At 74.7% G+C, this 9,633-nt stretch carries 11 protein-coding genes and 2 pseudogenes; 7 read left to right on the top strand and 6 right to left on the bottom strand.

Going from position 1 to position 9,633, the window contains the following annotated elements:
• From DKL51_RS06310 to DKL51_RS06300, 3 genes are all read left to right on the top strand, one after another.
• A partial coding sequence (locus DKL51_RS06310; RefSeq protein ID WP_124811835.1) for an FtsX-like permease family protein occupies positions 1-637 on the top strand: 637 nt, incomplete at its 5' end.
• Between the two features lies 1 nt (position 638).
• Positions 639-1,631 (top strand): ABC transporter ATP-binding protein, encoded by a 993-nt coding sequence (locus DKL51_RS06305; RefSeq protein WP_109942672.1) that lies wholly within the window; start codon positions 639-641, stop codon positions 1,629-1,631.
• Entirely contained in the window at positions 1,628-2,347 is a 720-nt protein-coding gene (locus DKL51_RS06300) for an ABC transporter ATP-binding protein (RefSeq protein ID WP_124811834.1), read from the top strand. Before DKL51_RS06305 ends, DKL51_RS06300 begins: the two co-directional genes overlap by 4 nt.
• Before the next feature lie 84 nt (positions 2,348-2,431).
• Here the strand turns inward: DKL51_RS06300 and DKL51_RS06295 are convergent, their stop codons facing one another.
• Positions 2,432-2,971: a hypothetical protein gene (locus DKL51_RS06295; RefSeq protein ID WP_124811833.1), complete on the bottom strand. Its 540-nt coding sequence runs from the start codon at positions 2,969-2,971 to the stop codon at positions 2,432-2,434.
• Between the two features lie 155 nt (positions 2,972-3,126).
• Positions 3,127-3,579 (bottom strand): GNAT family N-acetyltransferase, encoded by a 453-nt coding sequence (locus DKL51_RS06290; RefSeq protein ID WP_124811832.1) that lies wholly within the window; start codon positions 3,577-3,579, stop codon positions 3,127-3,129.
• A 30-nt stretch (positions 3,580-3,609) separates the two neighbouring features.
• Between DKL51_RS06290 and DKL51_RS36870 the strand changes: the two are divergent.
• A pseudogene (locus tag DKL51_RS36870) lies at positions 3,610-3,798 on the top strand (hypothetical protein); the annotation flags it as partial.
• 129 nt (positions 3,799-3,927) lie between these two features.
• Here DKL51_RS36870 and DKL51_RS06280 read toward each other — a convergent pair.
• Positions 3,928-5,487, bottom strand: a complete 1,560-nt coding sequence (locus DKL51_RS06280) for an alpha/beta hydrolase (RefSeq protein WP_260428391.1) — start codon at positions 5,485-5,487, stop codon at positions 3,928-3,930.
• Between the two features lie 64 nt (positions 5,488-5,551).
• Positions 5,552-6,664, bottom strand: a complete 1,113-nt coding sequence (locus DKL51_RS06275) for an ATP-dependent DNA ligase (protein WP_124811830.1) — start codon at positions 6,662-6,664, stop codon at positions 5,552-5,554.
• A gap of 136 nt (positions 6,665-6,800) precedes the next feature.
• Between DKL51_RS06275 and DKL51_RS06270 the strand changes: the two genes are divergently transcribed.
• On the top strand, positions 6,801-7,013 hold the full coding sequence (locus DKL51_RS06270) for a hypothetical protein (protein WP_109942666.1): 213 nt from the start codon (positions 6,801-6,803) through the stop codon (positions 7,011-7,013).
• A gap of 80 nt (positions 7,014-7,093) precedes the next feature.
• On the top strand, positions 7,094-7,516 hold the full coding sequence (locus DKL51_RS06265) for an SRPBCC family protein (protein WP_124811829.1): 423 nt from the start codon (positions 7,094-7,096) through the stop codon (positions 7,514-7,516).
• On the opposite strand, the gene DKL51_RS06260 is transcribed toward DKL51_RS06265, so the two are convergent.
• Positions 7,491-7,985, bottom strand: coding sequence for a GNAT family N-acetyltransferase (locus DKL51_RS06260; protein ID WP_185734724.1), 495 nt, complete (start codon positions 7,983-7,985; stop codon positions 7,491-7,493). The two genes, DKL51_RS06265 and DKL51_RS06260, sit on opposite strands and share 26 nt — an antisense overlap.
• A gap of 84 nt (positions 7,986-8,069) precedes the next feature.
• Here DKL51_RS06260 and DKL51_RS36165 point away from each other — a divergent pair.
• Positions 8,070-8,586 (top strand): annotated as a pseudogene (locus DKL51_RS36165) (DUF1990 domain-containing protein).
• 28 nt (positions 8,587-8,614) lie between these two features.
• Here DKL51_RS36165 and DKL51_RS06250 read toward each other — a convergent pair.
• Positions 8,615-9,529, bottom strand: a complete 915-nt coding sequence (locus DKL51_RS06250; RefSeq protein WP_124811827.1) for a DNA-3-methyladenine glycosylase family protein — start codon at positions 9,527-9,529, stop codon at positions 8,615-8,617.
• Positions 9,530-9,633: the final 104 nt, after the last annotated feature.

Below are 9,633 nucleotides of genomic sequence, written 5' to 3'. Positions count from 1 at the left end.
GGTCAGCGTCGGCGACTACCACATCCCGAACACGGTGGCCTGGGCGCTGGCCGGCGACCGGGTCGACGCGGCGGCGGTGGGCCGGGTGGCCGAGGAGGGGCAGCGCCGCTACCAGCGCGGCGGTGCGGGCATCGGCGGGGAGCGGCCCCGGCCGCCGGAGGTACGCACCTGGGCCGCGGTCCGGGCGGAACTCGGCGGCAGCGGCGTGAACGGCCTGCTCGTCTTCGGCTTCACCATCGGCGCGGTCGGTGGCGGGGTGCTGGGGCTGCTCGCCCTCGCGTTCGCGGTGCTGGCCGGGGCGCGCAGCCGGGGCCAGGTGCTGTCCCGGCTGCGCACCATGGGACTGTCCCGCCGGCAGTGGCGGGGGCTGCTGCTGGTCGAGCTGACCCCGCTGGTGCTGGTGTCGGTGCTCACCGGGGCCGTGGTGGGCGCGCTGCTGCCGGTGCTGCTCACCCCGGTGCTGGGGCTGCCCGCGTTCACCGGTGGCGCGGCGGTGCGGGTGCGCTTCGAACCCGGCCTGGTGGCCGGCGTGCTCGGGCTGGCCGTGCTGGCCCTCGGCTTCGCGATCACCGTCGAGGCCCTGAACAACCGCCGGATGCGCCTCGGCGAGGTGCTCCGGCTCGGAGAGGAGAGCTGAGATGACAGCCACCGCCGAGGCGTCCGTCGTGCCGGATCTGGCCGCCCTCCAGCAGCGGGCCGCGCAGCGCGCCGCGGAGCGGGCCGGCGGCCAGGACCGGCTGCGCGGGCACATCGTCTGCGACGGCCTGGTCCGCATCTTCAAGACCGAGGGGGTGGAGGTGGTCGCCCTGCAGGGGCTCGACCTGGTCATCGACCGGGGCGAGCTGGTGGCGATCGTGGGGGCCTCCGGCTCCGGGAAGTCGACCCTGCTGAACATCCTCTCCGGCCTGGACACCCCGACCGCCGGCATCGCCCGGGTCGCCGAGTACGACCTGCTCGCCCTGTCGAACCGGCGCCGGCTCAGCTACCGCCGGCAGGTGGTCGGCTTCGTCTGGCAGCAGACCGGCCGGAACCTGCTGCCGTACCTGACCGCGCTGGAGAACGTGGAGCTGCCGATGCGGCTCGCCGGTGGGCGGTCCCGCCGGGCCCGCCGGGAGCGGGCGCGCGAGCTGCTCGACCTGGTCGGCGTCGGCTACTGCGCCGACCGCCGGCCCGGGCAGATGAGCGGCGGCGAGCAGCAGCGCTGCGCGGTCGCGGTGGCGGTGGCCAACGACCCGGAGGTGCTCTTCGCCGACGAGCCGACCGGCGAGCTGGACGAGGCGACCGGCGCCGAGGTCTTCGCCGCGCTGCGCACGATCAACGCCGAACTGGGCGTGACCATCGTCGTGGTGACCCACGACCACGCCGTGGCCGGCCAGGTCCGCCGGACCGTCGCCATCCGCGACGGCCGGACCTCCTCCGAGGTACGCCGTACCGCCCGGGTGGCCGCCGACGGCAGCACCGAGCTAATCAGCGAGGAGTACGCGGTGCTCGACCGGACCGGCCGGATGCAGCTGCCGGCGTCCTTCGTCGACGCCCTGTCCCTGCGCGACCGGGTACGGCTCAACCTGGAACCCGACCACGTCGAGGTGCGGCCCGGTGACCGGACGCACGCCGAACGGAGTGACGCATGAGCGAGCAGCTGTCCCCGGCGCGGGTGCGCGTCGCGACCACCGACGAGGTGGTCCGGGTCGAGGGGGTGAGCCGCACCTTCGGCCGGGGTGAGCACGCGGTGCACGCGGTCCGGAACGTCTCCTTCTCCGCCGGCCGGGGCGAGCTGGTCGCCGTGCGCGGCCGCTCGGGCGCCGGCAAGACCACGCTGCTCAACCTGGTCGGCGGGCTGGACCGCCCGGACTCCGGCCGGGTGCGGGTGGCCGGGCACGACGTGACCGCCGCCGGCGAGCGGGAGCTGCTGCGACTGCGCCGGGGGACGGTCGGCTTCGTCTTCCAGACCTTCGGGCTGGTCCCGATCCTCTCCGCCGCCGAGAACGTCGGGGTGCCGCTGCGGCTGGCCCGCGTGCCGGCCGCCGAGCGGGAGGAGCGGGTGGCGGTGCTGCTGGAGCTGGTCGGGCTGGGCGCGCACGCCGCGCAGCGCCCGTACGAGCTCTCCGGCGGTCAGCAGCAACGGGTGGCGGTGGCCCGGGCCCTGGCCAACGAGCCGGACCTGCTGATCGCCGACGAGCCGACCGGCCAGCTGGACTCGGAGACCGGCCGGTCCATCATGGACCTGCTGCGGGCGGTGGTGCACGCGCGCGGGATGACCGCGCTCGTCGCGACCCACGACCTGGCCCTGATCGAGATGGCCGACCGCACCCTGACGCTGCGGGACGGTCACCTGGTCCACGACTGACGACGGGGCCGGGACCACCGACCGGCAGCCGAGCGCGGCCGGCGCTGGTCGGTGTGTGGCACTGGGCCACCGCGGCGGCCATGGTCAGTCGCGGCAGCGGCGGTGGTGGTAGGCGGCGGTGACGGCGAGGAGCAGCGGGCCCCAGAGCAGCAGCGGGGTGTAGCAGGTCACCAGCAGCGCGAAGCCGGCCGGCGAGAAGCCCAGGTCGTTGCCGTTGACGAGCACGCCCCAGGCGGCGTACCCCCAGATCAGGGTGACCGCGACGCCGCCGGCGGTGGCCGCGGCCTCGGCGAACAGCGGCGGCACCCGCCGGCCGCCGATCCACGGCAGCCAGCGCGGGAAGACCTCGCCCCACGGCTGGACGAGGCCCAGCGCGAGCAACGCGAACGCCTCGGAGACGACGCTCAGCGAGACGATGTAGACGCTCTGCCAGCCGGCGGTGTGCACGGGTTCGCCGTGTTCGAACGCGCCCACCGGCACGCCGGCGACCAGGGCGATCCGCCACAGCCCGGACGGCAGGGTGACCAGCGGGATGAGATCGGCGGCGCGGATCGCCCAGCGGGGCGCGGGCCGTCCGTCGCGCGGGTGCACGGCCGGACTGGTCGGTACGGTGACGGTCGTCATGGCGGATCCCCCGGGTTCCTCGGCTGCCCGTTCAGCCTGGCTCGGTGGCCGACGGCGGCCATCCCGCCCGGCGGGGATCCGGCTCCCCGCGGCGGGGGAGGGGCGGCGCGGTCGAGCCGGGCGGTATCGCCGCCGGCCGCCCGGCCGGGGACGCGTCAGAGCGCCAGCTTCATCCCCTCGTGGCTGGCCACGAAGCCGAGGTTGCGGTAGAAGCGATGCGCGTCGGCGCGGCTCTTGTCGGTGGTGAGCTGCACCAGCGCGCAGCCCCGCTCCCGGGCCCGGTCGATGGCCCAGGTCATCATGTCCCGCCCGAGCCCACGGCCCCGCAGGTCGGAGCGGACCCGGACCGACTCGATCAGCGAACGCTCCGCGCCGTGCCGGCCCAGGCCGGGAATGTACGTGATCTGCATGCAGCCGACCAGTTCACCGTCGGCGTCGGCGACGATCAGGTGGTTGCGCGGGTCCGCCGTGATGTCCGCGAACGCCTTCTCGTACGCCTCGTCGACCTCGGTGAAGTCACGGGCCTTGCCGAGCACGTCGTCGGCGAGCAGGGCAATGATGCCGGGCAAATCGGCCCGGACGGCTTCCCGGAAGATCACATCGGTCACGCCAGCAGCCTGGCACAGCGGCGCGGGTCGATGTGCGGGCGTCGGTTGCCGGTACCGGGCAGCATGTGCGCCATGGACCTCCTGCTTCTGCCGTTCCGCTGGATCTACCGAGGTCTCGTCTGGTTCGCCAACTCCCCGCGGACGCTCATCACGTCGTACCTGCTGATGATCGTGGTGGCGGGCGTCCTCTACAGCCACTTTGAGCACAAGACCGCCGCCGACTCGGTCTGGTGGGCGGTGGTCACGGCCTCCACCGTCGGGTACGGCCACGCCGGCTGCGCGCCCTGCTGGAGGAGATGGCCGCCCAGCAGGGCATCGACGTGCCGGAACCGGAGCCCCGCCAGCCGCTCAACGCGCCGGGCAGCGCAGCCCCTCTCTGGGAACGGTCAGCGAGATCAGGTAGGCGTCGACGGCGGCGGTGACGCAGGCCGTCTGCGGGTAGGCGGTGTGCCCCTCGCCCTCCCAGGTCAGCACCCGGCCGACGCCCAGCATCGAGGCCAGCGCCGCGGTCTGCTCGTACGGCGTGGCCGGGTCGCCGGTGGTGCCGACCACCACGATCGGCGGCGCGCCGACCGCCTTGCCGGTCGGGTACGGGTCCCGCTGGCCGGGCCACTCCACGCAGCCGAGCATCCCCACCGCCAGGGACGGGCCGAACAGCGGGTACTTCTCCCGCCACTGGGACTGGAGCTGGCGGATCTGCTCCCGGGTCGGCTTCTCCGATTCGTCGGCGCAGTTGACCGCGAGATTGGCGTCAAAGAGGTTCGAGTAGTGCCCGTCGTCCTCGCGGCCCGCGTACGCGTCGGCGAGCTTGAACACCTCGGTCGGGTCGCCGCCCTGCAGCCGCTCGATCGCCCGGGCCAGCTCCTGCCACCCGGACTCGGTGTAGAGCGAGGAGATGATCGCGTAGAAGACCCAGCCGGAGGTGGCCTCCCGGCCGTTCGCGCCGCGTACCGGGGAGACCCTCGCCTTGTCGATCGCCGTGGTGACCGCCGCCCGGGCGTCCGGCGCGATCGGGCAGCGTCCCGCGTTGGCCGCGCACCACTGGGCAAAGTTGTTGAACGCCCGCTCGAAGCCCTTCGCCTGGCTCTCCGAGCCGGCGATCAGCTTCTGCTGCGGGTCCACGGCACCGTCGAGCACCAAAGCCCGCACCCGCTGCGGGTAGAGCTGGGCGTAGGTCGCGCCGAGCAGGGTGCCGTACGAGTAGCCCAGGTAGGTGAGCTTCTCGTCGCCGACCGCGGCCCGCACCGCGTCCATGTCCCGGGCCGCCTGCTCGGTGCCGTACAGCGGGAGCTGGTCGCCGTACTTGTCGCCGCAGCCCTTGCCAACCTTGCGGTTCAGCGCGACGAACCCGTCGAACGACGCCTGGCTGGCCGGGTCGGGGTCGTAGCCGAAGCTGGCGTCCAGGTCGGCGTCGGAGATGCACTTCACCGGGCTGGACCGGGACACCCCGCGCGGGTCGAAGCCGACGATGTCGAAGCGGTCCGTGATCTCGGCGGGCAGCCCGCCGAACGCCGGGCCGAAGGAGAGGTAGACGGCGGTGTCCACACCGGAGGCACCCGGGCCGCCCGGGTTGATCACCAGCGAGCCGATCCGGTCGTGCTGCTTCGTCGAACGGGCCCGGATCAGGGAGATCTGGAAGGTCTCCCCGCTGCCCGGCCCGGCGGTGGCCCCGCTGGTGACGCCGTTGCCCCAGTTGCGCGGTACGGCGATCCGGGCGCAGTCGTACCGCATGCCGGGGGCGCCCCGGCCGACCAGGTCGTCGGGGACCTCCGGGCAGGCCCGCCAGGTCGGCGCGGTGCCCGGCGCGGCCGCCTCGCCCTCGGTCTCGGTTCGCGGCGCGAACGCCGGCAGCGTGCAGCCGGCGGTCACCACCAGCGCCGCGGCGAACCCGGCCACGGTGGGACGGATGCGGCGGAGCCGGTCGGAGAAGCGGGTCACGTGCGAGCCTTCCGTGATCGGGTCGACGGTCAGGCTACGCCGGGCCCGGTGCGCTGCCGGCGGTCGCCGCCGGGTCGCCGCGCAGCACCTGGTCGACGTCGTAGCGGATCGGACGCTCGAGCTGGTCGTAGCGGCAGGAGCGGGGATCCCGGTCGGGCCGCCACCGGACGAACTGGGCGGTGTGCCGCAGCCGGTCGCCCTCCATCGCGTCGTACCCCACCTCGGCCACCAGTTCCGGGCGCAGCGGCTCCCACTCCAGGTTCCGCGTGCCGGTCCACCGGCTCACCCCGCCGGGGAGGCGCTGGCCGCGCTCGTGGTCGCCGTGCACCCACGGGTGGTCGCCGCCCACGTCGCGGTACGGCTCCAGCTCCGCCAGCAGCTCCTTACGGCGAGCCGCGGTGAACGACGAGCTGACCCCGATGTGGTGCAGGACCCCCGCGTCGTCGTAGAGGCCGAGCAGCAGGGAGCCGACCACCGGGCCGGACTTGTGCCAGCGGAAGCCGGCCACCACCACGTCGGCGGTGCGCGCGTGCTTCACCTTGAACATCAGCCGCTTGCCCGGCTCGTACGGCAGGTCGGCCGACTTGACGATCAGGCCGTCCAGCCCGGCGCCCTCGAAGACCTCGAACCAGCGCCGGGCCGCCTCCGGGTCGGTGGTGATCTGGGTGACGTGCACCGGCGGACGGACCTTCGCCAGCGCCTTCTCCAGCCGGGCCCGGCGCTCCGGGTACGGCTGGTCGAGCAGCGCCTCGTCGTCGATGGCGAGCAGGTCGAAGGCGACGAAGTCGGCCGGGGTGGTCTCGGCGAGCATCTTCACCCGGGAGGCGGCGGGGTGGATGCGCTGGGCGAGCAGCTCGAAGTCGAGCCGGGGCTGGCCGCCGGGACCGTCCCGACGGATCACGATCAGCTCACCGTCGACGGCGCACCGGGGCGGAAGCTGCCGCCGCGCCTGCTCGACCACCTCGGGGAAGTAGCGGGTCATCGTCTTGCCGCCCCGGCTGGCCAGCTCGACCTCGTCGCCGTCGCGGAAGATGATGCAGCGGAAGCCGTCCCACTTCGGCTCATAGGTCATGCCGGGGGCGGTGGGCAGTTGGGGCACGCTCTTGGCGAGCATGGGCTCGACCGGCGGCTTGATCGGCAGGTCCACGGCGACCAGTCAATCAGACGGCACCGACAGTCGTGAGGCAGATCACCGCCGGTGTCGGGCGGCGTGTCCCCGCTCGGCCCCGTTCGTCACCCCTCGACCGGATGATGAAACCGCAGGTCAGAGCTACCTTTCGCCGATGCGGGAGTGGGTGTGCGGCTGCTGCGGGCGCTGGCGGGTGAGTGTGGAACTGATCCGGGGCCGGTACCGCTACCGCCTGGTGCACCGCTACCGCGCCGAGTTCGGCGGCGGCAGCAACGTCATCGGGGAGGTCTCCTCGGTGGCCGAGCTGGAGGAACTCCTGCGCCGCCGTACCCGGATCGGCCTGGCCGACCTGCACGAGGCCGCCTGAAACCCGACACGGCGCGGGATCACCCGGCGTCGATCCCGCGCGTAGCCTGAACCCGTCGGGCACGGGGGAGGGGACGACCCATGCGGTTTGTCGAGGTCACTGAGGTCGCCGCCGACATCGACCAGGTCTGGGCGGTGCAGACCGACATCGAGCGCTGGCCGGAATGGACCGCCTCGGTGCGGTCCGCCCGGCGGCTGGAGTCCGGGCCGTTCACGCTCGGTTCCAGCGCCCGGCTGGAGCAGCCCTGGCTGCGCCCGGCCGTGTGGCGGGTCACCGAGATCGACCCGCCCCGCTTCTTCGCCTGGGAGTCCGACGGCCCGGGCGTGCACAGCCGGGGCGAGCACCGGCTGACGCCGCTGCCCGACGGTCGGGTCCGGGTCGAACTGGTGGCGGTCCAGACCGGCCCGCTGACGGCGGTCACCGGGCTGCTCGGCGGCCGGGCGCTCCGCCGTTACCTGCGGATGGAGGCCGACGGGCTCAAGCGCCGCTGCGCGCAGGTCTGACCACCGTCTTCACCAGGTCCACCAGATCGGGACCCTGCTCCATGGGATGGGGCCCGACGAGGACGTAGCCGTGCCGCCGGTACAGCCGCAGGTTCTCGTCGCTGTCGAGCCCGGTGAAGAGCGTGAACCGGCCGACCTGGCCCGGGCAGGCGGCCTCCACGGCGGTGAGCAGCCGGCCACCGATGCCCCGGCCCTGCTGGTCCGGCACCACGGAGAGCCGTGCCACGTGGGCGGTGCCGCCGTCGATCCGCGCGCGTACCGAGCCGACGAGCCGGGTCCCGAGCCGGGCGACCAGCACGATCGTCGGGCCGGCCAGCACCGCGCGTACCTCGTCGAGGGTCTCGGTCAGCGGCGGCAGGAACGGGTCGGCGTAGCGCTGCGCTTCGGCCAGGTAGGCGGCGCGCTGCACGGTGAGGATCTCGCCGGCGTCCCGTGCCTCGGCGGGAGCGATGATGGCCTGCTCGGTCACCGGCCCAGCCCACCACATCCCGGTCTCCGGGAGCCGGGCGGGCCGCCGGCAGCGGCCGTAGGCTGACCGGGTCCGGACTCGACCGTGGGGGTGCGTACCGTGCCGGAGCTGACCTACCCGGACGTGGGTGCCACCCGCGAGGGTCAGCTGCCCACCCGCTGGCGGCACGTCCGGCACCGGGTCCGGCTGCCGGTGGGATCGTTCGCCGCCGCCGGTCAGGCCGTCCTCAGCTGGCGGCTGCACCGGGCGGCCGGCATCCGGATCGACGCCGACACGCCGCGCGCCGCACCGGGCGTCCGGGTGGTCTCCCGGCTGGGCGTCGGCCCGCTGCGGCTCGCCGCGCCCTGCGCAGTGGTGTGGGCCGCCGACGACGACCGCCAAGCCGGTTTCGGGTACGGCACGCTGCCCGGCCACCCCGCCCGCGGCGAGGAGGCGTTCGTGGTCACCAGGGACGACTCCGATGCGGTCTGGTTCGAGGTCCGCCTTCAGCCGCCCGGACCGCTGGTACATGCGCGCCGCGGGGCCGGTCGGCCGGACCTTCCAGCACGGGTACGCCTGGTGGCTCGGCCGTACCCTCCGCCGCCTCTGCACCCGCTCCTGACCCCGGGCTTGGGGGAGGAGAGGGTAGGTCAGAAGCGGGCGAAGGAGCGGATCGGGGCGCGGGGGCCGTACTTCGGCGCCTGGATCCCGGCCGCCTCCAGCAGCAGGCAGACCCGCCCCCGGTGGCCGCGGAACGGCTCCAGCAGGGCCAGCATCCGGGCGTCGTCCCCGCGCGGTTCGCCGGCCAGCGCCCAGGCCACCGTGTTCGGGATGTGGTAGTCGCCGACGCTGACCGCGTCCGGGTCGCCGTACGCGATCCGGACCACCTCGGCGGCGGTCCACGGGCCGATGCCGGCGATGGCGGTGAGCCGGCGGGTGGCCTCCTCGGCGTCCGCGCACCGCTCCAGCCGGTCGGCGACGGCGGCCGCCCGGCGCAGCGTCTCGGCCCGCCGCTGCTCGACGCCGAACGGGTGGAAGACCCAGTACGGGGTGGCCGCCCCCGCGGCCGGCTCGGGCGGCAGCAGCAGCGGCTGCAACGGGCCCGGCGCCGCCGCGCGGAAATGCCGGACGGTCGCCGCGTAGGCCCGGTACGCCTCCTTGCCGGTCACCTTCTGCTCGAAGACGGCCCGGAGCAGCCGGGGGAAGATCTGGCCGGTGGCCGGCATCCGCAGCCCCCGGTGCTGGGCGGCCAGCCGGGCCACCACCGGGTGCGCGGCGGCCAGCTCGGCGAACCCGGTCAGGTCGTCGCGCAGCCCGGCCACCGCGTCCGCCCGATCCACCACCCAGTCGGCCCCCGGGCCGTACCCCTCGGCGACGAGCTCGCCGCCGGACGGGCGCAGGGCGAGGGTGGCCGGCCCGGCGGGGGTCCGGGTGGCCCACCAGAAGCTGCCGGCGGCGATCCGGGCGCACGGGTCGTACGGGCTGAAGGTGAGGGCCCGGACCGAGGCGGCCAGCCGGTAGCCGGCCGGCGGGCGCAGCGTCCGGCTGGCGGCGGGAAGGGTCACCCCGTCACTCTGCCACGGACCGTCGTCGTGACGGGCGGCACCGCCGGCGCGTGGTGCGCCGGCGGTGCCGCCAACCGGAGCGGACCGGCCGGATCGGCCGGGGG

Source organism: Micromonospora globispora (genome assembly GCF_003857015.1).
GTDB classification, from domain to species: domain Bacteria; phylum Actinomycetota; class Actinomycetes; order Mycobacteriales; family Micromonosporaceae; genus Micromonospora; species Micromonospora globispora.
This window is presented reverse-complemented; position numbering and strand designations above follow the sequence as displayed.

Excerpts from the sequence above, each read along its gene's own strand:
- DKL51_RS06305 (WP_109942672.1), top strand. The coding sequence starts at position 639 with ATGACAGCCACCGCCGAGGCGTCCGTCGTGCCGGATCTGGCCGCCCTC.
- DKL51_RS06300 (WP_124811834.1), top strand. The coding sequence starts at position 1,628 with ATGAGCGAGCAGCTGTCCCCGGCGCGGGTGCGCGTCGCGACCACCGAC.
- DKL51_RS06295 (WP_124811833.1), bottom strand. The coding sequence starts at position 2,971 with ATGACGACCGTCACCGTACCGACCAGTCCGGCCGTGCACCCGCGCGAC.
- DKL51_RS06270 (WP_109942666.1), top strand. The coding sequence starts at position 6,801 with ATGCGGGAGTGGGTGTGCGGCTGCTGCGGGCGCTGGCGGGTGAGTGTG.
- DKL51_RS06265 (WP_124811829.1), top strand. The coding sequence starts at position 7,094 with ATGCGGTTTGTCGAGGTCACTGAGGTCGCCGCCGACATCGACCAGGTC.